Source organism: Arcobacter denitrificans (SeqCode) (genome assembly GCF_048571185.1).
GTDB classification, from domain to species: Bacteria; Campylobacterota; Campylobacteria; order Campylobacterales; family Arcobacteraceae; genus Arcobacter; species Arcobacter denitrificans.
The window spans coordinates 867,253-888,681 of the sequence record NZ_CP182350.1 but is presented as its reverse complement, the minus strand read 5'-3'; the positions used below and the strand labels follow the sequence as shown (position 1 = coordinate 888,681).

The window sequence follows — 21,429 nt, the reverse complement described above, 5'->3', positions numbered from 1 at the left end:
TCTCTTATTTAGGATGAACTTCTTTTAAAGCAGCACCAATAGCTGTTATCGTTCTAACTGTTTTAACTCCTGCTTTTTCTAAAGCTAAGTATTTTTCTTCAGCTGTTCCTTTACCTCCATCAATAATAGCACCTGCATGACCCATTCTTTTACCCTTTGGAGCTGTAACTCCTGCGATATAACAAACTACAGGTTTAGTGATATTTGATTTTATGTATTCAGCAGCTGCTTCTTCTTTTGCCCCACCAATTTCACCAATCATAACGATTGCTTTTGTCTGAGGGTCTTCTTGAAACATCTTTAAAATATCTATAAAATCACTTCCAGGAACTGGATCTCCACCAATACCTACACAAGTACTTTGACCAAATCCAGCTAGGGTTGATTGATTTACTGCTTCATATGTAAGTGTTCCAGAACGAGACACAATACCAACGCTTCCAGCCATATGAATATTTTCAGGCATGATTCCCATTTTGCATTGGTCTGGCGTTATTATTCCAGGACAGTTTGGACCTATAAGTCTTGATCCATTTAAATCTACAACAGCTTTAATATCTAGCATATCAATGGTAGGAATACCTTCTGTGATACAAACAATAGTCTCTATACCATTTTCACTAGCTTCGATTATCGCATCTTTGCAAAAGGGTGCAGGAACATATATAATTGAAGCATTTGCCCCTGTCAATCTTTTAGCACATTCAACTGTATTGTAAATGGGTAGGTCAAGATGTCTTTGTCCCCGTTTTCCTGGAACTACACCTGAAACTACATTTGTACCATATGCAAGAGCTCTTTGTGTATGAAAACTTGCTTGTGCACCAGTTAGACCTTGAACTAATACTTTTGTATTTTTATCAATTAAAATAGCCATTATTTAGCTCCTTTATTTGATAGTTCAATGATTTTTTGAGTTGCCTTATCCAAATCTGCCTCTTCATAAACTGTAACATTTGAATTTTTTATCAATTCAAGTCCTTCTTTTGCGTTTGTACCTTCAAGTCTTACTACAATTGGAATATCAATTTGCATTTTTTCAACAGCACCAATGATACCAGAAGCTATAATATCACATCTTACAATTCCACCAAAAATATTTACTAATATACCAGTTACTTTTGTATCTGATAAAATAATTTCAAAAGCTTCTACTACTCTTTTTTCATTGACACTTCCACCAACATCAAGAAAGTTTGCAGGCTCCCCTCCGTGGGTTTTTATTAAATCCATAGTTGCCATTGCTAAACCTGCACCATTTACCATACAAGCTATATTTCCATCAAGACTTACATAATTTAGGTCTAGTTTTTCAGCTTTTAGTTCTCTTTGATCTTCTTGTGAATCATCTCTGATTTCATTCATTTTAGGCTGTCTGTAAAGTGCTGAATTATCAACAACAACTTTACCATCTAAGCAGATTAATTTATTCTCTTTTGTTACAACCAAAGGGTTTATCTCAACAAGTGATAAATCTTTTTGTTCAAACATTTTATACATATTTTTCATCAAACCTATCATTTGGATGCTGAGGTCTTTGTCAAAACCTAAATCTTCACAGATTTGTCTAGATTGTGCTGGCATAATTCCAACAATAGGATTGATAGGATTTCTTAGTATTTTTTCAGGAAATTTTTCTGCAACTTCCTCAATATCCATCCCACCTTCACTAGATGTAATTATCATAATTCTCTGAGATGTTCTATCAACAATAAAAGCTAAATATATTTCATCTTTTATATCACAAGGCTCTTCAATATATATAGAGTTTACTGGTTGTCCTTGTGCTGTTGTTTGGTGAGTTATTAGAGTACTTCCAAGTAGCCTTCTAACTTCTTCATTGGCTTCTTGTTTTGAATTAACTAAAACAACTCCCCCAACTTTTCCTCTTCCCCCAGCATGAACTTGTGCTTTGATAACCCATCTATCTTTTCCAACATTTCTCAATATATCGTCAAGTTGTGAAGGGTGTGTTAAGAGTTTTCCTTTTGTAGTAGGAATATCATATTTTCTATACAAGTTTTTAGCTTGATATTCATGTAGATTCATAATTTCTCCGGATTTTATTCACAGTAAATTTTCTTACTTCTAATTGCACATTTATATCTAAATAGACATAGAAAGTTGCTTAATAATAAAAGTGTAAAGAGCAGAAAAATCTAAGTTTTATTAACTTAAAGGAATAGTGATTTTAAACATTGCCCCACTATAATCTTTTGATTCATAAGTATAGTTAGTATTTGTACAAGAAATAGTACCTTCCATATGATTTTTTATAATCTCTTCACTCATATATAGTCCAATACCTGTACCTTGACTTTTATGTTTTGTCGTAAAGTATGGTTCAAATACTCTATTTATAATCTCTTCATTTATTCCACCCGCATTATCTTTTATTAAAATAACTGCATCATGATTTTCTGCAAAAGCATCAATAAAAATCATTTTATTTTCAACTTTTTTATCTTCTAAAGCATCTTTTGAATTACTAATAATATTCATAATAACCTGAAGTAACTCATTTTCTATACCTAAAACCTCAATACTTTCTAAGTTTCTTATTATTGAAATACTTCTATTTCTAAGTTTTGAACTTAATAGATCTAATGCTTTTTCAATAGTATCTTCTATATGTACATTTGCTTTTATTTTATCAGTTTTTAGAAAGTTTCTAAAGTCATCAATTGTTTTAGATAGATATTGGGCAGATTGATTTATCAAAACTAAATTTTTGATTTCATCTTCTGGGTCATCATTTAGATTTAACTCTTTTTGAAGTTGCATACCAGTAACTGCTGAAGATATTATAGATAGTGGTTGTCTCCATTGGTGGGCAATATTTTCTATCATCTCACCCATTGCAGCTAGTTTGGATTGCTGGTAAAGTATTTGTTCTTGTTCTTTTAGAGCTTTTTCTTGTTGTTTTTGTTTTGTTATATCAGAAAACATGCCTATGAAGTTTTTGATTTCTTGGTTTTCATCATAAACAGCATTTATAGTTAATCTTTCATTGTATAGGGAATTATCTTTTCTTTTATTGAGTAATTCACCTTCCCAAAAACCTTTTTTTAAAATTGAATTCCACATATCTGCATAGAATTTTTTATCGTGAATTCCAGAGTTAAGTATTTTTGGGTTTTGTCCTACAGTTTCTTCAAAAGAATATCCAGTTGAATTTATAAAGGATCTATTTACAGTTATTATTTTTCCATTTTTGTCGGTGATTACAATCCCATCATGAGCATTTTGAAAAACTACATATGCATGTTGTAGTTTTTCTTCTTTTTCTATTTTTTGAGTTATATCAATTGCTAAGGCTACAAGTTCTATATTTTCTGATAACTCTATTGATGTTAGTTTAAAATCAAAAACTTTGACTTGATTCTCTTTATTTCTTGGATATAAGATTCTTTCTTGTTTTGTGTTTTTTTTATATGATAAAACCTCTTTTTCAAGCCATTCTTTATCTTCTTTGTTCCAGCAAGGAAGTTCCCAGATTCTTTTATTTAAGACTTCATCTTTAGATAAATCCAAAAACTGCAATACAAGATTGTTTATTTGATTTATTGTTCCATCAGATTTTAGTGTTATTGCTAAAAATATATCTTGTTCAAATAGAATCTGAAATCTTTTTTTATCTGCAAGCTCTTTTCTTTGAAATGCAATTTCTCGCTCTTTTTCTAAGTTATTCTTATATATCAAAGCAATTACAAGTATTACACAAAAAGAGATTAATAATGAGATGATAGTTACTATATTTTCTCTCTTTTTCTCCCATTCTGCAAGTGTTTTTTTAAAGTCTAATTGTATATCAATATTTAGAGGATATATATTTGTAGGTTGATAAGCACTCATATATTTTACATTATCTACTAATTCAATACCTGAGGCTTTATCTTTTTTAATTGATTCCTCAAAGAGTATAGAGTCTTTTATTTTAGTTCCTATTTTATTAGAGTTTTTTGATGAAAAAAGTAAAATACCATCTAATCTGTATATATTAAAATTAAGATTTTGATTTGAAAGAATTTTTTGATTTTTATTTAGAAAATACGTCGTATTTATATTTATCAATATAAAATATGTTTTCTCTTTGATATTTACCATTTTCAATATGGGTAAAAATGATGATTCATTTTTATTAACTGTATCAGCTTTTGTTACTTCTACAGCACTTATAAAATCTCTTCCAATCCATGGGTTACCAAATCTTAATATTGATTTGTCAAACAGAGGTTTTGGAAAAAAGTCATTATCATTTAAAGAGAGATTTGTGTTTAAATAGTTTGAACTATAAATAACATTTTTATCTTTATTTAAAATATTAATTGAACGAATATATGGAGTACTTCTTAATATTTCGTTAAAGTGTGTTTTTAGATTTGCTTCATCATCATTTATTTTTAAAAAGTCTTTTAAATTTGATATTACAAATTCCACTGTACTAAAGGTTTGTTCAATTTGAGATGAGAGTGTATTTGCTTCAATTTGAGCAATTTTAAGGTGTGTTTTAATAGCTTCATCTTTTAATATAGATAAAGATGAAACTATACTTCCAATCACAATGACTATCATTGATACAGCAATAATAAGTGTTTTTATAAAGCCTTTAATTTTTCTCTTATTCATATTCTATTTTAATTTTGCTATTGCTTCTAGTCCATTTTTCTTTGATAAATCTAATAATCTACCATCTTCTTTAATATCTTTAATAAATTTTTCAACTCTATCATAGAATTTGTCATTTCCATATGCCATTGCCCAAGCATAAGGAGTTTTGTGATATTCCTTTTGTGGAATAATAAGTTTAGCCCAATCAGTTTTTGCTAACATTCTTTTACCAAAAGGATAATCTGTCATAAAAGCATCAGCTCTTCCTGCAAGAACTTCTTGTACTCTTGCTTTAAAACCATTTACTACTAGAAGTTCTGCATTCCTTAACTTCTCTTTCATAATTGGTTCATGATATGTTCCTTTTGTAACAGCAAGGATATTACCTTTTTTATCTATGTCATTCCAAGTTTGAATTTTTTTATTTGATTTTGTTGTAATTGCATATATATCACTTGATAAATGGGGTGTTGTAAATCTTATTTTTTCTCTTCTTGAGGGAGTGTTTCCAATAGCAAACATAGCTATATCACACTTGTTTTCATTTATATCTTTGATTAATGTTGCAAATGAACTTTGTACATACTCTAAGTCAACTTTTAAATCTTTTGCTAACTCTTTTGCTAAATCACTGTCTATTCCTACAAGTTCTTGAGTTCTAGGATCTAAATATGATATCCCATAATATCCTGGCCAAATGCAAACTTTGAGTTTGTTTTCTTGCATTATTGTTTCAAGGTTATTTCCATACATATTACTTATTACTGCTAGTAATACTAAAATAGCTCCTAAAAATCTATTCATCTTAATGTTCCTTGTTTAAATTTGTAGTGTTTAGCGGAAGTGTAATCCTAAATACAGCTCCGTTGTACTCACAATTTTGGTATACGAATGTACTATTATATGCTTTAATATTACCTTTCATATTTTTATTAATAATCTCTCTACTCATAAATAAACCAACACCAGTACCTTGTCTTTTGTGTTTAGTTGTAAAGTATGGTTCAAAAATCCTATCTAGGATATCAAGAGGTATTCCTTGTGCATTGTCTTTTATTTCAATAATGAGGGTATCTTCTAATATTTGTGTATTTATAAGAATGATTTTTTTAGAATCTTTATGTTTTTTTACAAGTTCGTCTTTTGCATTATTTAAAATATTTATCACAACTTGTATAAGTTCATTTTGAAAATTAGTTATTTTTATATCTTCTATATTTTCTATAATAGCAATATCGTGGTTTTTAAATTGGGCACTTACTAAAGAGATAGACTTTTTAAGGATATCTTTAATACTAAAGATTGATTTTTCCTTATTAACTTTAAAAAAGTTTCTAAAATCATCTATAGTAGAAGATAAAAATTGTGCTGCAGCATTTATATCATTAAGACTTTTCAATAAAAATTTATCATCTAACATATTCATTTCTTTTTGAAGTTTTAGTCCTGTAGAGGTAGTAGAGATGGCAGATAATGGTTGTCTCCATTGGTGGGCAATATTTCCAATCATTTCACCCATTGCTGCCATTTTTGATTGATATGCTAACATATTTTGTTGTTTGTTATTTGTCTCTATGTGATGTTCTATGTCTTTTGTATATTTCTCAAATATATTTTGTAAAATTTTAGAAAAATATATTGAAAAAAGAAGTAATATAAAAACTAGTAATAATTCTATTTGTATTGTTTGAACTAAACGCTTTTTGAAATCTTGATCAAGGTATGCTTTCCTATCTTGGATTGATTTTTCCATATCATCTTGGTAAAAACCTGTTCCAATCATCCATGACCATTCATTTAGACCCTTTACATAACTAGTTTTATTGATAGGTTTTTCGACTCCTGGTTTTTTATTTTGAGTGTAGGCATAATATCCTTGCCCATTTTTTGAAATCTCTATTAAGTCTTTTATTACTTTTTTAATCTCAATCGTATCATTGTTTGTTACTGCATTTTGATTAATAAACTCTTTTCTTATGTGACTTAAGTAGATTGAATCATAATTTATAATAAAAATATATCCGCTTTTGCCAAATCTTATATTTTGAATATGCTTTAAAATTCTATTTTGTATATCTTTTTCAAAGTCTTCTACATACTCTCCTGTACCTATAAACCAATCAAAGGGTTCAAAATTTTTCACAAGCCCAATTTTTCTTTTTTGGACATCAGGTTTAAGGGGGTTATACCAATGCCATTGACAATAGCTTTCATCTTTTGTTTTTAGAACTTCAATCATTTGTCTAACAATTGGTATCCCTTTTGCATCTTTATGGTTCCAAAAACTTTTGCCTTCAAGTTCCCTGTTATATGGTAAAAGGTGATTGACACCTTTTTTATCATAAATGAAATAATAACCTCTGCCATCATTAAATCTGATATTTCTTAGAGCATCTATTATTAGCTTTTTTACAAATTTGGGGTCTTTATCTTTATTGTTTTTATAGATTGTTTGTGCAATAGCATGGGCATTGTTAATTGCAAGACTTAATGAATCTTTTAAATCTTCCTCTGTGGATTTTTTTTCATTTTGAATATAAGTATAAACTTCATTTACACGATCTTTTATAAGTTCTTTATTTCTCTCTATATATTCATTTTGAATTTTTATTTTTTCTTTTTGAAAAGTGTTGTTTTTTTCTATAAATTGAATAGTTAATATAATAATTGAGACAAGTAAAATAAAAACTGAGGGAGCATACTTTATAATCTTTAAGATTTTTTTTTCATTTTCAAATATCATTCATTCTCTTTATTAAGGCTAAAATATTTTATCTAAATAAGTATTAATTTAAATAATAGATAAATCTTTAAGGTTTATATTGATATCTATTATCAAAATAAGATGATTTTAAGAGACTTTTATATATGATACTGATTATCAATATAAAAGGTTAAATTATGAGTTTCAATGAATGTGAGAGTTTAGTAAGTACTCTTTTAAATACAAAAAATGTAGAAGAAAACTTTTTTGAATACGTATATAAAAAAATAGCAAGAAATACAAAAAATAGATTTGTAGAAAAAAATGAACAGAGTATTGACATTATATTATCAAGTCATCCTTCTATAAAAGTAGTACCATTATTTATAAATATGAATAAAAATAGCTTATCTATTGACAATGAAGTTAAAATTGCTTGTGATGTAGTTCTTAATAGTGAATTTAAGTATGTCTATTTTGTTTATCCTAAAAATAAAGAGTTCAATAAACACATTCAGGTAAAAATTCCAATTTTGGAAGATACCTGTAATGATTATGTGATAAAACTAATACCATATTCATTAAACGATATTTTAAAAAAAAGGAGTTGCAGTGACAACAGCAATATTTTATGCAATTAGTACAGGAAATACTTCTAATATAGCAAATATAATTGCCCAAGAACTAAATATAGATGAAATAAATGACATTGCAGATACAAGTTTAGAAAAAATAAATGAGTACAGTAATGTAATACTTGGTATTTCAACTTGGGGAGATGGCGATTTGCAAGATGATTGGGATGACAATTTTGAAGAACTAAAAAAAGTAGACTTTTCATCTAAAACAGTCGCTTTTTTTGGTTTGGGAGATCAAGATGGATACCCAGATACATATTTAGATGCTATGGGCATACTTTATGAACAAATAAAAAGTATGGGTGCAAAAATTGTAGGTGAGTGGGAGAGTGATGAGTCGTACAGTTTTGATGAATCAAAAGCTTTGATAAACAACAAATTTGTTGGCTTAGCATTAGATGAAGATATGTAAGATACTCTAACAAATACAAGAGTAAAAGAGTGGACTTCTTTACTAAAGAAAAATTTTAATTAGGATAAAAAATGGAAAATAAAGAGATAGATATAGAAAAGTTATTAAGAAAAATTCAAATATTAAAAGAAGAGGTGGGATTAACACATAAAAAGATAAAAAAAGATAGATTAATAAGAAAGTCTAAGGAGTAAAACCTTAGGCTTTTTGTAATGATAATGGTTTTTTAGTTTTATTTTTTGGTTGATATAACATATGATGCCACAATGCAAAACCGCAAAAGGCAACACCTGCGACCACATGAACTTTTTTTGCAACTTTATTTTTCATAAACATAGAAGTTACTACAGTAGCTCCTAGAGTTGCAGTCATTCCAATTTTGGCTGCTTCTTTTTGTATTTCTAAATCAATTGGCAGTTCTTTCATTTCTTTTTTTCCTTTTATCTATTACTTTAGCAGTTTTGTGTACAGTTTTCACTGTTAGAACTGCGGTTAAAGCTGTTGCAAGTGGTAATAAAAATGGCATATTAATCCTTTTGATAATAATTATCAATATTTTATCTAAAAAAACTTAAATTAAACTAATAACTATTATCAATTACTACTGCTTAACACCCCTTATTGAATTTAACAATAATCCAATAGTAGTACCATTATGTAAAACAGCTGTTACAATTGGAGAAAATAGACCAAATGTAGCACCTGCTAGTATACAAGAGTTGATTCCAACTGTTGCATTGAAATTGTTATTAATCAAATTCATTGTTTTATTAGCGTACTCTTTTGCTTCCACAACGTAGGCAATATCATCTTTTAAAAGACTTATATCAGCTGTTGCTTTTGCAATATCTGCACCTCTACTCATAGATATTCCAACATGAGCAGATATTAAAGCAGGTGCATCATTTATTCCATCACCAATAAAAGCAACTTTTTTACCCTCACCCATAAGCTCTTTTACAATTTTTGCTTTATCTTGGGGGAGTAATTCAGCTCTTACTTCATCTATTCCTATCTCATCAGCAATCAGTTTTGCTTTTTCTTTCGTATCACCTGTTAGCATTATGATATTTTTAACACCAAGACTTTTAAGTTTTGTAATTGATTCTTTTGTGTTTTCTCTTAATTCATCAGAGAGTCCAATAGTTCCTAAAAGTTTTCCATCGTATCCAATATAAAGTAGAGTTTTTCCATTTTTTAGTGAATTGTTTATCTTTTCTTTATGTTCTGAAAAATCAATTTTTTCATCATCTTCTACAAAATGTCTACTTCCTATTACTACAGATTTTCCTTTTACTTCTGTTTTAACTCCATGTGCAACTATGAACTCTACTTCTTCATGGTGCATATGTACAAAGCCTCTATCTTTTGCTGCTTTTACAACGGCTTCAGCTACTGGATGAAAATAGTGCTCTTCAGTTGAAGCAGTTAAGTTAAGTACCTCTTCTTCTGTCCAATCATTACTATATGATTCTACTGAAATCACTTCTAATTCTCCACAAGTTAAAGTACCTGTTTTATCAAATACAAAAGTATCAGCATTACTAAGTGCTTCTATGGATTTTGCACCTTTTATCATAATGCCATTATGTCCAGCTTTTGAAATAGTTGTTTTAAAAGCAACTGGAGTTGCAAGTTTTAAGGCACATGAATAATCAGCTTGTAAAATAGAAGCTACTCTTTCAAAATCCTTTGCAAAGATATATGAAACCCCTGCAAGTCCAAGTGTTACAGGAACAAGTTTGTTTGCAAGTTTGTTTGCTTTTAATTGAACAGATGATTTCTCATTTAGTGAGTTTTCTATATAATGTCTGATTCTTTGAGTTGCAGTATCTGCACCTACATGTTCAGCCCAAATCCTAAATCTTCCTTCTTCAACAATAGTTCCAGAGATAACTCTATCTCCTCTATATTTTACAATAGGTTCTGCTTCTCCTGTCATAGAGACTTGGTTTACACTACCTGTTCCTTCTAAAATATGTCCATCAACAGGTATTGTATTTCCAATACCAACTACTACGATATCTCCAACTTTAAGCTCTGAACTTTTGATTAAGATTTCAGTTGTTTTTCCATCTACTACTTTTTCAACCCAAGCCTCTTCGACATTTGGTTTAGCTAACTCTTTTAATAAATCATCACTTTTATGAACAGTAGTCTCTTCTATATATTCACCAAGTTCAAGCATCACGTTTGTAGAGTTTGCTGCAAGATAATCTTTTCTATAAATAGAAATAGCGACAGCAGCACTCTCTAAAACTTTTGAAGTCAAACCTTCTGATAGAAGCTCTTTAGACCCATCTATTAATAAAGGTATAGAAGCAGTAGTTGTTATACCAGCTTTTAACATGTTATTTGAAACAAATCTTTCAGATATTAAAGCACTTGATGCGTTGATCATCCCTTTTATTGAAGGTTCTTCATCACTTACACAAGAAACGCAGACAGCTTCATTTTCACAGTTACTTAGTAACTCATCTAAAGTTAGCTTAGATAAAATCTCTTCTAGTTTTTCTGTAATATCTTTTTCTATTTCAAATATAACTGAAAAGGCTTTTTTATTTATTCGTACATCAATTACATAGTCAATTTTTTTAAGATGATTTTTTAAAATACTTTCATCTATAAATTTTTCTTTAAGTAAAAAATATTTATATCTAACTCTTGTAGAAGTTTGATGTACTTTAATAAAATTATTTTTCATTAAGATTATTCTTTATTTGCTTGCATTTGAGCTTTTACATCTTCATATCGCTCTTTTAACTCTTCAATACCAGCTTGAAAAAGTTCATTTCCTTTTCCAAATGCTTTAAATGCATTTTCTTGTGCATTTTTATTTGTAAGCAAGTAAGTAACTGCTGCACCAATAAGTGCACCTTTTACAAAGTCACCTGTATTAAAACCACTTGCAGAGTTATTTTGTTGCGGATTATTTGCTGAGGGGTTGATGTTTTGATTTATGTATGGGTTTTGATTAATATTTGCATTTACCCTTGCCTCATTTGGCCTTGTATTTTCAATATTTATATCGTATTGATTATTCATTTGTTTCCTCTTCCAAAAGACAATTTTCATTTGTTAAATATTTTTGATCAAGTTTTTCTTCAATCATTTCAACAGCATAAATTCCCATTGCTCCAATCGAAAGAGCAGTAACAGCCTTTACTAAACCACCTTTTTGTCCTAAGTAATTGGCAGTTGCAATTGCTGCACCAGTTGCAATTGCACCTTGAGAAGTTTTTTTAATACTATCTTTAATTGCTGCTTTTTTTTCTATTTCCTTGGCTTTTACTTTTTTATAGTTTATAGCCCCTGAAACTACAGCAGAAGCAATAGCTCCACTTATTACATGTCCTAGTACATTTCTAGGAGTTCCTGTATCTATTGTAAGCTCATTTATTCCTCGCATTTTTCTTCCTTGCTTTTTTCTGTTTTAGTCTCTTTTTTTGAACATAGGTTTTCTTTTATTTCATCCACGTTCTTTTTTGTTTTTTCAAAAGTTTCGTTTGCAAATTCTTTTGATTTACCTACAAATTTATCTGTGTTACTTTTGATTTTTTCTGATTTATTATAAGCAATTACTGCAACAGCTCCAATTGCTAATCCTGCTAAAAATGGTAAAGGCATTTTCTACTCCTTGTTTTGTTTGTTTGAAATGTAAGTATTCATAAGTGCTATAATTGCACCACCAAAAACGGCTCCACTTGTCATTGATAAGTTCAATTTAGAAAATATTTTTCCAATAGAGTTTTCATCTATATTTCCAGACATAATATCATCTATCATACCTTGATATTCACCAAGTTTTTCCAGTATATCTTCTTGATTGAAATTCAGGTTTTCATTACTATTATAATGCATAAGTACACAGTTTCTAAAAGCTGGGAGATGATTATTGTAAGATGCAGCTTGAAGTTGATAAAGGACATTTTTAATATCATCTTGAGTGACATGACTTAACAAGTTATTATACATCGCAATATTATTAATTTCTCCTGCAACTCCAATTTCACAGCACTCTATTAAGGTACTTGGAATTTCAATTTTGCTATGCCAATCATTTATAGGTACTTCAACTGAATACTTTTCCATAAGCTTTATAAGTACTCCAAAATGTATAGCCTCTGCCTCTTTTATATTAACAAATGGTTGTACCAATCCAAAATTCTCAATTATCTTGGTATATGTTTCATAAGCTTTAAACTCATCATAAACAGCTATTCTTAAAATTTGTGTAGTTATGGGAATCTCACTATTTATATCAACTCTTGCTGATATTAGTAGTTGTTGATCAAGGTTTGTTTCCAATTATACAACCTCCTTTGCTAATTTATTTATTAAAATAGATATTTCATCAATGTTTTTGTTATTAACTAAATTTTCCCAAATACTAGGACTAAATACTTTGGGGTCATATGTTATTGTTACTGATGCAATGATTTTATTTATCTTGATATTTATTATTCCATCTATTTTTTTTGGTAAATTTTCAATATCCTCCAAGGATAAGTTTCCCTCTAAGTTTTTAATTTCTGGATTTACTCTTACTCTAAGTCTTCCAGGCGTGTGAGCAATTATAGTAAAAAAACTAGTTATATTAATAATATCTTGTGTACTAATCAAATTGTTTCCTTTGTGTATATTTTATAGATTTAGTCTTAACGGTCACTTATTATAAATTTGTAATCATTATCAATAAAACATATTTAGTTTTGACATCTTTGACAATGTCCATATATTGTCATAACCTGATTAGTTAATGTAAAATTATGAGTATTTGCTATTTCTAACTGTTTATTATCTATTGATGTATCTTTAAACTCAATTATAGAATGACAAGATGTACATATTAAATGTCCGTGGGGTAAGTTTGAGTTCAATTCATAACACTTTGCACTCTCTAAAACTTCAAGAGAAGAAATAATATTGAGTTTTTCTAAAAGTTTTAAAGCTTTATAGATAGTTGTTGTAGATATATGTATATTGTGTTTTACTAGAAGTTCAGTTTCAATCTCTTCAACTGTTAAGTGTTTATTTGAAAAATATAGTACTTTCAAAATGTAATCTTTTTGAATAGTATTTTTTAAATTCAAGTTTGTAATGTGTTGTTTGAAATTTTTTAATGTAATATAAAAGTTATTAACTTCTTTTTTATACATTAATAAAATCTTTTACAAACAGTGCACAAGCAGTAAGTAGTAGTGTAGACCAATAAACTATCCAGAGATTGTCATGAATCTTTACACTTTTTTGATGAAGAGTTAGTTTTTCATCATTTTGACTATAAGAAATATTTTTCATATATCAACCTTAATTATGATTATCAAAATTATACATTTTAAAAACTTAAGTGTATATTAATGATACTTATTATCATTATAATAAAGTATTAAGTTTTTAATTCTTATAATCAAAAAAATGAAAGGATATTTCATGTTAAATTTGACATTATTTACTTCACTTGCAAAAAGTGCACTTGTAGGTGCTGTAGCTTCTAAAGTGGTAGATACACTTATTTCTACAAAAATCAATAATAAAATAGAGCAAAATAGATGGCTAAGAAATACAAAATTAGAGCTGTTTTCAAAATTAACAGAAGATATATTATCGCTTGAATCATCAAATATAGATAAACAAATCAGAGAGATAAATAAAACTTCTGCAAAAATTATTCTTTTAGTTAAGGATAAAAAGTTAACAGATAAGTTAGAACATTATCTTAATTCAATAATTAAAATTAAAGCAAGTGAGAAATCACTTCAAGGATTAGCATTTATTAATAAAGATATGATTGTTTATTTACAAAGAAATATTAGATTATAAATTAGTAAAGGTGAGTAAAACTTTTGCTACTAAATGAGTCTTTTCTTTTTTGTAAGTAAGGTGGGAAAAAGCTGGATTGATAGAAAAGAAAGTTTTATTCTCTGCCTTGTATCTTTTAATCCACATTTTATTCTCATAATAAACTAAATATATGCCATCATTTTCTAAAGTTTTGTTTGATAAATCAGCAACTACAACTGCCTTATCACTTATGAGAGGCTCCATTGATTTACCATCTACCAAAATAGCAAAAAGAGACTTTTCATTATATGTGTGTTTAATTAGATTTTTAGAAAATTGTAGCTTTTCTATCTTTTTATTATTGAATATGTCTGTATACTCTAACTTTATCATTGTCTTTTCTTATTTTTATAATTATCAGTAGCTTTTAAATCATACTTTACAATCGTATTTCTACCATTTTCTTTTGCTTGATATAAAGCTAAATCAGATTTTTCAAGGAGCTCATCTACTGTGTTTTCACTTGTGAGTTGAACAATACCAATACTTACAGTAAATTGAATAGTTTTATTTTCATGTTTAAGAGTAGTGTTTTCTACTTTTCTTCTTATTTTTTCACATACAATAAAACTATCTTCAATACTTGTATTTTGAAGAACTATTGAAAACTCTTCTCCTCCTATACGACCAAAGAGGTCACTTTTTCTCATAAATAAATTTACAATTTTAGTAAACTCTATTAATACTATATCTCCTACTTTGTGTCCATAGGTGTCATTGATTGTTTTGAAGTTATCTAAATCAAGTGAAATCATGCATAACTTTGTATTATTGCGTCTTGCAATTTCAAAGTATTGTTTGCTTATATCAAAAAAATGTCTTCTATTAAAAATATTTGTCAAATAATCTATTCTTGCTAGCTTTTTTAATTCTTCATTGGCTTCTTCTAATTTTGTAGTACGTAAATCTAACTCTTTTGTTAGGTCTTTTTCAGTCATTAGCCAATTTTTTCTTATGCTATAGAATATAATCAGTGAAACAAATCCCATCATAATTAGTATTACAATAATTACTAAATAAAATATTTGTTCGTAAGAGAACTCAAAACTTTTTTCTTTTTCAAACCACTTTTGATAAATAAATGCATATCTTCGATTCTCTTTTATCTTTAATATTGATTCATTAATTTTATCTACCAATTCTGTATTATGAGATATCACACCAATAGCTCTTTTTATCTCAAAAAGATTTTCGTTTAATGGTATGATTTTATCATCTAAGTTTAGTTTTCTTAAGGAATAGTTAGTTAAGGGTCTAGGATAACAAATCCCATCAACTTCTCCAGAAATAAGTGCATAGAATGCATCAAAACGATTATTAAATACTTTTGTCTTAATTTGAGGATATTTTTGCATTACACTTACCCCAATATTTCTATTGACAACTGCTACTGTTTTGTTATGAAAATCATTAATCTCTTTTAACTTCTTTGATGTTGCTCTTTTATAGATAGTTATCTCAAAAGTATTTGTAGTATTAGAAAAGAGTAAGGATTTTTTTCTATTTTTTGTAGTACTTATATCAGGTATAATATCAATCTTTCCACTATTAACTAATGGCCAAAATTCATTCCAATTATCAATAACTGTGTACTTGTATTTTATACCTATATCTTTAGCTATCTCTTCAAAGATATCAACTGCAAATCCACTTGGTTCTTGTTTGTTATTAACATAATAATACGGCATCCAGTTTTTAAATACAGCTACATTGTAAATTTTGTCTTTTTGAATATTTGCAAATGACATAACGAAAAATGATATTGTCACTAAAAATATTCTTAAAAAACTATTCAACATTTATCCTTATAGTAAAGTTTTTATAGGAATATACCATAAATAAATTTATAATATTATTTATTGTAATTAAGTTAATCTTTATTATTTGAGAACTAAGTTCAAATGGAGAAAGTTCTTGAAAGTAAATAATCATAAAGTAGGGATAGTGGCAGAGAGCAAGGGATTCGAACCCTCGGAGGCGTGAACCTCGCCGGTTTTCAAAACCGGTCCATTCGACCAACTCTGGCAACTCTCTATATTTGTTATTAGTGTTTAATTTATAAAATGGAGCTGGTGAAGGGAGTTGAACCCCCGACCTGCTGATTACAAATCAGCTGCTCTAGCCAACTGAGCTACACCAGCGTGTGTTAGAAATGGTGTCAAGAGGGAGACTTGAACTCCCGACCTCCGGCTTATGAGACCAGCGCTCTAGCCAGCTGAGCTACCTTGACACTATGGCTAATTTTGGTTGCGGAAGCAGGATTTGAACCTACGACCTTCGGGTTATGAGCCCGACGAGCTACCGGACTGCTCTATTCCGCGGTATAAAATAAATGTAATGGTGACCCGTAATGGATTCGAACCATTGGCCACCTCCTTAAAAGGGAGATGCTCTACCAGCTGAGCTAACAGGTCATTACATAAAAAGTGGAGCGGGAGACGAGACTCGAACTCGCGACAATCTGCTTGGAAGGCAGAAGCTCTAGCCAACTGAGCTACTCCCGCTCTTTTATGGTGCGAATGGTGAGAATCGAACTCACACTCCGAAACCGGAATGGGATTTTAAGTCCCACGCGTCTACCTATTCCGCCACACTCGCACATAAAAACATAATGGATGGGGTAGCAGGATTCGAACCTGCGAATATCGGCACCAAAAGCCGAGGCCTTACCGCTTGGCGATACCCCAATCAAAATGGACTGAAATAATATAAAAAAAACTCTATATTGTCAATAGTATTTTGCTTAAACTTATCTAAATTACAAAATTTAAGTCTAAATCTCTTAAATTTCCTCTTTTATCTCTTTTAAATCTTCTATTTTGCTTATATATTCACCTTTTTTTGACTCAACAAATTCAATTCTTTGTTTATTTATCTCTAAATATTGCTCTTTTGAATATTTGATAATCTTAAATAAGTAGTTTCTTTTTGATGTTAAAAAGTCTTCAATTTTTTCAAATCCAAAGTTTGCCTTTAATTTAGTAAGAATCTCATCTTCTCTTGGATGGTATACAGAGAATTTTGTTGGCTCTTTTTCATATAAAAGTACTGATTCTGCAATTTGTTGTTCAAAATGAGCAATAGTTGCTTGTGTTGTTTGGATATAGCTATATGAAAGTGCTCCATTAAAGTATGCAAACTTCTTTCTTAATGCTGAGATGTTTTCTAAGATGGCTCTATGGTAAGAGATTAAGACATTTTCATAAACTTTTGCAGCAAAGTGTCTAGTTGTAGAAAACTCTGCATCTGAAGCAACATCTCTATTTTTCTTAATTAGTTCATATGGCTCTTGCCATCTATGAACATTGCTTTTTATGATTCTATAAACGTCTCTAAAAGATTCATCAGCATTTAGTTCTATTTGTTTTAGGTTTTTAATAGACTTTTTAAACATCTTATCTATAGTTTGGTCATCATAAAACAGATTTTTATAAACATTATCACTATCTATCCAATAAGTGTTGTATTCTATTTTTGCATAATTTTCTTTATTTAAAAAACCAGATTTATTTTCATATCTATGTGTTTTTACAGTTTTAATATTTTTATATGTTTCATGGGCCATTTTTTCCATAATAGTTTCAAGTGAGTTGTAGATATTAAATAACTCTTTTGAGTATTTTTTATGTATTGCATCTAAGGCATTTAATATTTCACTCTCAGATGAGCTGAGTATCTCTACAAGACTATCATACACACCAAGTATATTTTGATATTCACTTACCAAAATATCACAGATACCTAAAAGGTCTCTTTTTATAGCAAACTCTTTTGATTCTAAGGCTTGTGGTCTTATGGTATTGTTTATAAAATCAATTACTAATTGAATATTTGATTCATCAAGTAGCTTTGTATTATCTTTAGAATCTTCATGGTTTATTTCTGATAGTCTGTTTTTGTACTCTTTGAATTTATTTTCAAAGAATTCTAATGATTCAACATCATTGTCTTTCAAGTCACTTTTAAACTCAGAAATAAACTTTTCATACTCATCTTGAATAAGTACATCTTTATGATGAGCTCTTGATTCTAGCGCCATTTTAGCAGAGATTGGAGTTACTTGTGAGAAATATTTAGAGAACTTCTTTTTTACATAATTTGTTGTTGTTTCAATTTGTTCTTGTGTAAATTTATCTTTTTGATTAAGTACACAAAGGGATTTATTTTTAAACTGTTCCATATACTCTTCTAAAACTTCTGCTTCTGATTGTTTTCCTGCGTTATCTATTAGTGTTAGCCAGATAATACCACCAACATCTCTTAAAACTTTTCTTGTAGTATCTGTATCACTTTGACTTTGAGAATTAAGACCTGGAGTATCTACAAAAGAGATATCTTTTAGTATGTCCATTGGAGCATAAAGTGTAAGATATTTGATATCTTTCATATCATCTTTTCGCTGATCTGTAAAATCAGAGATTGCATCAATAGGAGCAAACTCTTGAGCCCCTGAGTAGTAAGTGATTTTAAGTTTATACTCTTCACCATAATTTAGAAAATTTACTTTTGAAGTCACAGGAGTAATGCCTGTTGGCAAAATATTTTTAGAGAGTAGGGCATTTAAGAATGTTGATTTCCCAGAAGAAAACTGTCCCGTAATTGCCACTTCCATAGGGTATCTTGCCCGTCTTAGTTGTTTATCCAATATTGATTTTAGTTGAAAAGATGGTAAAAATTTGTCATCCATAAGTCTTGATCTTACTTTTTTTATATCACCAACTAAGCCAGTTTCAAAAACCTCTTCTTTTTCGAAGAATTTATCAGCATACTCTTTTACAAAACTATTTAAGATACTCATGATTTAAGTTCCTTGTTTATAGATTCAAGTTTTTTAACTTTTTTGTGAATTTCTATTGTTAATTCATCTTTTTTAGAATCATTTTCTTCAAAAGTTGAGATTCTATTTTGTAATGTCTTTTCATCTTTTATTAGTTTTCTCTCAAAGACTTTTAATGGCTCTGAAATTTGCTTAAAGAAGTTATCTATTAATAATTTAGAGACATTTTCTGCTTTTTGTTTTATGTTTTTTTCTATTGGATTAAACTCATCTTTTATGTATTCTTGGATATTTCTATCTAATTCTTGTAGTTTATTTTCCTTACTTTTTGCAACTTCATTTATGATTTTATTTATTAAAACTTCATTTGAAGAGGTTAAAAAACCTTTTTTAAAGTCATTTTGAAAGAATCCTCTTGCATCAAAGCTCTCATTTTTATGTCCTATAGAAAATCCCATTTCTTGGTATTTTTGTCCAAAAACTTCCCCAATACTTTGTGACTTTTTGATAAATTTATATCTATAATCTCTAATTACATCAACAATACCATCTTTTATTGCAGTTTCAACAATAGCTTTGATTCTTTTTGATTCTGGACGTTTTTTTGTTTTTTCAAAAGAGTATTTTACATCTGAGAAAACTCTTTGTTTAATTATTCCTTGTAAGTCTAATAGCTCATTTTCTAAAAATGTTTCTAGGGTAAGAATATAACTTTTTGCATCATTTTTATAAACAGCAATATCTTCTTCCATAGCTTCAAATATAGATTCATTTGTAGATTTCTTCTTCGCAAACTCTTTTAAATCAGCTTCTAATTCCTCTTTTGATTTACTTAATAAAATCAAATCATAGTTGAAAGATTTTATCTCTTTTTCTATGGTTTTTCTAAGTTGTGTTTTTACACCTTTTATTATTAAATCAGTTTTTGAAGAACTTTTTCCAAACAAAGTCTCACTTAAATAATCTTCAATCTCTAAAATACCAGTATCTTCTATTTTGAATCCTGCATCAAGGGCTTCTTTTTCTTTTCCTGTTCTATGTAAAAGTGCCATTTTCCCAGAGATTGGTATGAACTTTATATTTCTAAGAATAAAGTCAAGTTGACTATCTTTGTTTTGAGCTTTTAATTGAGCTTCAATTGAAGATTTTGTGTAGTTAATTACTTCTTCTAACTGCTCTTTTGAAACAGTATCTGCTCTTGTAATTACTATTAGTAGTTTAGTTACGTTTTGATAAAGAAGGGCATCTATGATGAACTCTACATCTTTTAAAGTAGCACTTTGAGATACATTCATCAAATGAATCATTAAATCACATTGGCTTAAGTACTCTTTTGTTATCTCTTCCCTTTGTATAACAGGGTCATCTAGTCCTGGGGTATCAACTATCTCTATTCCATCTTCTAGGAATTTTAAATCAGATTTTAGTTCTACATATTTTACTAAATTGCACTTTTTACCACTAGCTTCTGCTGAAGTGTAAGTTGCAAGGTTTTTAATATCAACTTTTTCATTGTATGAGTCTTCTTGTATATATTTTTCTAAATCATTTCCAAATACTTTTTTAGTCTCTTTTATAAACTCTTTTATTGAGTCCAATTGATTAGAAGCTTGTTCGATTCTATTCCATTCTTGTTTATTCCAGTAAAATACTTTTGCTTGAGGAATACCATGCTTTACAATCGTTAAGTTTGCAGTTTCTGGTACAACAGCACTTCCAAGAATCTCTTCTCCCATAAGAGCATTTAGCATTGTTGATTTACCGGCATTCATAACACCTGTAATTCCTATAGAGAATTTTTGATTTTCTAGGTACTCTTTCGTATTTGATAACTCTTCTTTGTACTCTTGTGATTTAAAAATAGTTTGTAACTCTTGAAGTAACTCTTCAAAATCAACTTTTAACTCTTTAAATGATTTTGATTCATCTATTTGGATTGTCTCTTCTTTTGACTCTTCATCGCAAAGTCCTAGTTCATTTGGATCAAAAAGAGAAATCAATTTATTAAAATTTGATGATTCTAAAATATGTTCATTTTTAAGGTATTCTAGACTTTCATGCAATTTTTCAATTTGACAGTTTGTAGTATCTTTTTCTATGGAATCAATTAAACAAAATTGGAGTTGGTTAAGGTCATCTAAACTTTTCACTTCTTTGTTTGTGATATTTGTAATTAACTTTTTAAAACTCTCTAAGGATATATATTTTTCATAGTTTTTTCTTGTTGGTGCTAAAACTAAAGCTGCTATTTCAAAAAACTCATCTCTATTTTTATAGTGTTCTGTTCCAAAGGTGGTTTTTTGTTCACAATGTTTTCCATGATATAGTAAAAAGTAATCGTTGACTAGTGACATTTATTCTCCTACAAGGGTTTTTTGTACACCTAAAAACTAATTTAAAATATTAAACTAATTTAAAATATCCCTAAAATATAAAAAGTTAA

22 protein-coding genes and 8 tRNA genes are annotated in these 21,429 nt (G+C 28.8%); 4 read left to right on the top strand and 26 right to left on the bottom strand.

Features of this window, described 5'->3' with window-relative positions:
- Positions 1-4: 4 nt before the first annotated feature.
- From sucD to ACNI28_RS04400, 5 genes are all read right to left on the bottom strand, one after another.
- Positions 5-877, bottom strand: a complete 873-nt coding sequence (sucD, locus tag ACNI28_RS04420) for a succinate--CoA ligase subunit alpha (protein ID WP_419765868.1) — start codon at positions 875-877, stop codon at positions 5-7.
- The gene (sucC, locus tag ACNI28_RS04415; protein WP_419765866.1) at positions 877-2,049 is read right to left on the bottom strand and encodes an ADP-forming succinate--CoA ligase subunit beta; all 1,173 of its coding nucleotides are present in this window, start codon (positions 2,047-2,049) and stop codon (positions 877-879) included. Before sucC ends, sucD begins: the two co-directional genes overlap by 1 nt.
- A 120-nt stretch (positions 2,050-2,169) precedes the next feature.
- On the bottom strand, positions 2,170-4,629 hold the full coding sequence (locus ACNI28_RS04410) for a PAS domain S-box protein (protein WP_419765864.1): 2,460 nt from the start codon (positions 4,627-4,629) through the stop codon (positions 2,170-2,172).
- A gap of 3 nt (positions 4,630-4,632) precedes the next feature.
- The gene (locus ACNI28_RS04405) at positions 4,633-5,415 is read right to left on the bottom strand and encodes a substrate-binding periplasmic protein (protein WP_419765862.1); all 783 of its coding nucleotides are present in this window, start codon (positions 5,413-5,415) and stop codon (positions 4,633-4,635) included.
- Between the two features lies 1 nt (position 5,416).
- Positions 5,417-7,354 (bottom strand): sensor histidine kinase, encoded by a 1,938-nt coding sequence (locus ACNI28_RS04400; RefSeq protein ID WP_419765860.1) that lies wholly within the window; start codon positions 7,352-7,354, stop codon positions 5,417-5,419.
- Between the two features lie 158 nt (positions 7,355-7,512).
- Here ACNI28_RS04400 and ACNI28_RS04395 point away from each other — a divergent pair, with 158 nt between their 5' ends.
- The 3 genes from ACNI28_RS04395 (at position 7,513) to ACNI28_RS04385 (ending at position 8,559) form a co-directional block, all read left to right on the top strand.
- Positions 7,513-7,956, top strand: coding sequence for a hypothetical protein (locus tag ACNI28_RS04395; RefSeq protein WP_419765858.1), 444 nt, complete (start codon positions 7,513-7,515; stop codon positions 7,954-7,956).
- Positions 7,928-8,365, top strand: a complete 438-nt coding sequence (locus ACNI28_RS04390) for a flavodoxin (protein WP_419765857.1) — start codon at positions 7,928-7,930, stop codon at positions 8,363-8,365. Before ACNI28_RS04395 ends, ACNI28_RS04390 begins: the two co-directional genes overlap by 29 nt.
- 71 nt (positions 8,366-8,436) lie before the next feature.
- On the top strand, positions 8,437-8,559 hold the full coding sequence (locus ACNI28_RS04385) for a hypothetical protein (RefSeq protein ID WP_419765855.1): 123 nt from the start codon (positions 8,437-8,439) through the stop codon (positions 8,557-8,559).
- A gap of 4 nt (positions 8,560-8,563) precedes the next feature.
- On the opposite strand, the gene ACNI28_RS04380 is transcribed toward ACNI28_RS04385, so the two are convergent.
- From ACNI28_RS04380 to ACNI28_RS04340, 9 genes are all read right to left on the bottom strand, one after another.
- Positions 8,564-8,791 (bottom strand): hypothetical protein, encoded by a 228-nt coding sequence (locus ACNI28_RS04380; RefSeq protein WP_419765853.1) that lies wholly within the window; start codon positions 8,789-8,791, stop codon positions 8,564-8,566.
- A 175-nt stretch (positions 8,792-8,966) separates the two neighbouring features.
- Positions 8,967-11,069: a heavy metal translocating P-type ATPase gene (locus ACNI28_RS04375; RefSeq protein ID WP_419765851.1), complete on the bottom strand. Its 2,103-nt coding sequence runs from the start codon at positions 11,067-11,069 to the stop codon at positions 8,967-8,969.
- A gap of 5 nt (positions 11,070-11,074) precedes the next feature.
- Complete coding sequence (locus ACNI28_RS04370; protein WP_419765849.1) at positions 11,075-11,410, bottom strand: YtxH domain-containing protein; 336 nt, start codon at positions 11,408-11,410, stop codon at positions 11,075-11,077.
- Positions 11,403-11,774, bottom strand: a complete 372-nt coding sequence (locus ACNI28_RS04365) for a magnetosome protein MamC family protein (protein WP_419765847.1) — start codon at positions 11,772-11,774, stop codon at positions 11,403-11,405. The genes ACNI28_RS04370 and ACNI28_RS04365 overlap by 8 nt, the downstream gene beginning before the upstream one ends.
- Entirely contained in the window at positions 11,762-11,992 is a 231-nt protein-coding gene (locus ACNI28_RS04360) for a hypothetical protein (RefSeq protein WP_419765845.1), read from the bottom strand. Before ACNI28_RS04360 ends, ACNI28_RS04365 begins: the two co-directional genes overlap by 13 nt.
- A gap of 3 nt (positions 11,993-11,995) precedes the next feature.
- Positions 11,996-12,673: a ferritin-like domain-containing protein gene (locus ACNI28_RS04355; RefSeq protein ID WP_419765843.1), complete on the bottom strand. Its 678-nt coding sequence runs from the start codon at positions 12,671-12,673 to the stop codon at positions 11,996-11,998.
- Entirely contained in the window at positions 12,674-12,988 is a 315-nt protein-coding gene (locus tag ACNI28_RS04350) for an HMA2 domain-containing protein (protein ID WP_419765841.1), read from the bottom strand.
- A gap of 83 nt (positions 12,989-13,071) precedes the next feature.
- Positions 13,072-13,524, bottom strand: a complete 453-nt coding sequence (locus ACNI28_RS04345; RefSeq protein ID WP_419765839.1) for a Fur family transcriptional regulator — start codon at positions 13,522-13,524, stop codon at positions 13,072-13,074.
- Positions 13,517-13,666, bottom strand: coding sequence for a hypothetical protein (locus ACNI28_RS04340; protein ID WP_419765837.1), 150 nt, complete (start codon positions 13,664-13,666; stop codon positions 13,517-13,519). Before ACNI28_RS04340 ends, ACNI28_RS04345 begins: the two co-directional genes overlap by 8 nt.
- 132 nt (positions 13,667-13,798) lie before the next feature.
- Here ACNI28_RS04340 and ACNI28_RS04335 point away from each other — a divergent pair, with 132 nt between their 5' ends.
- Positions 13,799-14,188 (top strand): hypothetical protein, encoded by a 390-nt coding sequence (locus ACNI28_RS04335; RefSeq protein WP_419765835.1) that lies wholly within the window; start codon positions 13,799-13,801, stop codon positions 14,186-14,188.
- On the opposite strand, the gene ACNI28_RS04330 is transcribed toward ACNI28_RS04335, so the two are convergent.
- The 12 genes from ACNI28_RS04330 to ACNI28_RS04275 form a co-directional block, all read right to left on the bottom strand.
- Complete coding sequence (locus ACNI28_RS04330; protein ID WP_419765833.1) at positions 14,183-14,542, bottom strand: S24 family peptidase; 360 nt, start codon at positions 14,540-14,542, stop codon at positions 14,183-14,185. The two genes, ACNI28_RS04335 and ACNI28_RS04330, sit on opposite strands and share 6 nt — an antisense overlap.
- Positions 14,539-16,005, bottom strand: a complete 1,467-nt coding sequence (locus ACNI28_RS04325) for a transporter substrate-binding domain-containing diguanylate cyclase (RefSeq protein WP_419765831.1) — start codon at positions 16,003-16,005, stop codon at positions 14,539-14,541. The genes ACNI28_RS04330 and ACNI28_RS04325 overlap by 4 nt, the downstream gene beginning before the upstream one ends.
- A 149-nt stretch (positions 16,006-16,154) precedes the next feature.
- A tRNA-Ser gene (locus ACNI28_RS04320) sits at positions 16,155-16,243 on the bottom strand.
- Between the two features lie 30 nt (positions 16,244-16,273).
- Positions 16,274-16,350 (bottom strand) — tRNA-Thr (locus ACNI28_RS04315).
- Between the two features lie 12 nt (positions 16,351-16,362).
- A tRNA-Met gene (locus ACNI28_RS04310) sits at positions 16,363-16,439 on the bottom strand.
- Between the two features lie 14 nt (positions 16,440-16,453).
- Positions 16,454-16,530 (bottom strand) — tRNA-Met (locus tag ACNI28_RS04305).
- A gap of 17 nt (positions 16,531-16,547) precedes the next feature.
- Positions 16,548-16,623: transfer RNA gene (locus ACNI28_RS04300), tRNA-Lys, on the bottom strand.
- Between the two features lie 13 nt (positions 16,624-16,636).
- Positions 16,637-16,713 (bottom strand) — tRNA-Gly (locus ACNI28_RS04295).
- Between the two features lie 7 nt (positions 16,714-16,720).
- Positions 16,721-16,807 (bottom strand) — tRNA-Leu (locus tag ACNI28_RS04290).
- Positions 16,808-16,821: 14 nt separating this feature from the next.
- Positions 16,822-16,896: transfer RNA gene (locus ACNI28_RS04285), tRNA-Gln, on the bottom strand.
- A 95-nt stretch (positions 16,897-16,991) separates the two neighbouring features.
- Positions 16,992-19,007, bottom strand: a complete 2,016-nt coding sequence (locus tag ACNI28_RS04280) for a dynamin family protein (protein WP_419765829.1) — start codon at positions 19,005-19,007, stop codon at positions 16,992-16,994.
- Complete coding sequence (locus tag ACNI28_RS04275) at positions 19,004-21,340, bottom strand: dynamin family protein (RefSeq protein WP_419765827.1); 2,337 nt, start codon at positions 21,338-21,340, stop codon at positions 19,004-19,006. The genes ACNI28_RS04280 and ACNI28_RS04275 overlap by 4 nt, the downstream gene beginning before the upstream one ends.
- Positions 21,341-21,429 lie beyond the last annotated feature (89 nt).

Excerpts from the sequence above, each read along its gene's own strand:
- ACNI28_RS04330 (WP_419765833.1), bottom strand. The coding sequence starts at position 14,542 with ATGATAAAGTTAGAGTATACAGACATATTCAATAATAAAAAGATAGAA.
- ACNI28_RS04370 (WP_419765849.1), bottom strand. The coding sequence starts at position 11,410 with ATGAATAATCAATACGATATAAATATTGAAAATACAAGGCCAAATGAG.
- ACNI28_RS04375 (WP_419765851.1), bottom strand. The coding sequence starts at position 11,069 with ATGAAAAATAATTTTATTAAAGTACATCAAACTTCTACAAGAGTTAGA.
- ACNI28_RS04410 (WP_419765864.1), bottom strand. The coding sequence starts at position 4,629 with ATGAATAAGAGAAAAATTAAAGGCTTTATAAAAACACTTATTATTGCT.
- sucD (WP_419765868.1), bottom strand. The coding sequence starts at position 877 with ATGGCTATTTTAATTGATAAAAATACAAAAGTATTAGTTCAAGGTCTA.
- sucC (WP_419765866.1), bottom strand. The coding sequence starts at position 2,049 with ATGAATCTACATGAATATCAAGCTAAAAACTTGTATAGAAAATATGAT.
- ACNI28_RS04280 (WP_419765829.1), bottom strand. The coding sequence starts at position 19,007 with ATGAGTATCTTAAATAGTTTTGTAAAAGAGTATGCTGATAAATTCTTC.
- ACNI28_RS04275 (WP_419765827.1), bottom strand. The coding sequence starts at position 21,340 with ATGTCACTAGTCAACGATTACTTTTTACTATATCATGGAAAACATTGT.
- ACNI28_RS04365 (WP_419765847.1), bottom strand. The coding sequence starts at position 11,774 with ATGCGAGGAATAAATGAGCTTACAATAGATACAGGAACTCCTAGAAAT.
- ACNI28_RS04335 (WP_419765835.1), top strand. The coding sequence starts at position 13,799 with ATGTTAAATTTGACATTATTTACTTCACTTGCAAAAAGTGCACTTGTA.
- ACNI28_RS04395 (WP_419765858.1), top strand. The coding sequence starts at position 7,513 with ATGAGTTTCAATGAATGTGAGAGTTTAGTAAGTACTCTTTTAAATACA.
- ACNI28_RS04385 (WP_419765855.1), top strand. The coding sequence starts at position 8,437 with ATGGAAAATAAAGAGATAGATATAGAAAAGTTATTAAGAAAAATTCAA.
- ACNI28_RS04380 (WP_419765853.1), bottom strand. The coding sequence starts at position 8,791 with ATGAAAGAACTGCCAATTGATTTAGAAATACAAAAAGAAGCAGCCAAA.
- ACNI28_RS04340 (WP_419765837.1), bottom strand. The coding sequence starts at position 13,666 with ATGAAAAATATTTCTTATAGTCAAAATGATGAAAAACTAACTCTTCAT.
- ACNI28_RS04345 (WP_419765839.1), bottom strand. The coding sequence starts at position 13,524 with ATGTATAAAAAAGAAGTTAATAACTTTTATATTACATTAAAAAATTTC.
- ACNI28_RS04360 (WP_419765845.1), bottom strand. The coding sequence starts at position 11,992 with ATGCCTTTACCATTTTTAGCAGGATTAGCAATTGGAGCTGTTGCAGTA.
- ACNI28_RS04400 (WP_419765860.1), bottom strand. The coding sequence starts at position 7,354 with ATGATATTTGAAAATGAAAAAAAAATCTTAAAGATTATAAAGTATGCT.
- ACNI28_RS04405 (WP_419765862.1), bottom strand. The coding sequence starts at position 5,415 with ATGAATAGATTTTTAGGAGCTATTTTAGTATTACTAGCAGTAATAAGT.